Origin of the sequence: Pseudomonas sp. HY2-MNA-CIBAN-0224 (assembly GCF_040310285.1) — a bacterium.
Taxonomy (GTDB): domain Bacteria; phylum Pseudomonadota; class Gammaproteobacteria; order Pseudomonadales; family Pseudomonadaceae; genus Aquipseudomonas; species Aquipseudomonas helleri.
On sequence record NZ_JBEOPQ010000549.1, the window covers coordinates 1 to 269 of the forward strand.

Sequence of the window (269 nt, forward strand, 5' to 3'; positions counted from 1 at the left end):
GTATAGTGGTTGGGGCCTGACCGATGACAGCGGTGCACCAAAGCGCTTGCTTAAAGTAGTAAAGAAGCGCCGTCAAGCGTTTGCTGCTGCCATGCTGCCGCCTGAAAAATTAACAGAATCAGGGCGACTTTCTAAGTTATTGGCAAAACCATGGAAAATACCTGAACGCCTGCCTAACCAGCGAAACAAACAATCCTCTAATAGCCTTACGGTTACGTTAGAAAGCTTATTTTATAGTGCTTATATCGATTATAGTGCCTATGTAGATC

1 protein-coding gene is annotated in these 269 nt (G+C 44.6%); it reads left to right on the plus strand.

Annotated elements, in window-relative coordinates; all coding sequences use genetic code 11:
* A partial coding sequence (locus tag AAEZ03_RS27520) for a hypothetical protein (protein WP_350583032.1) occupies positions 1-269 on the plus strand: 269 nt, incomplete at both ends.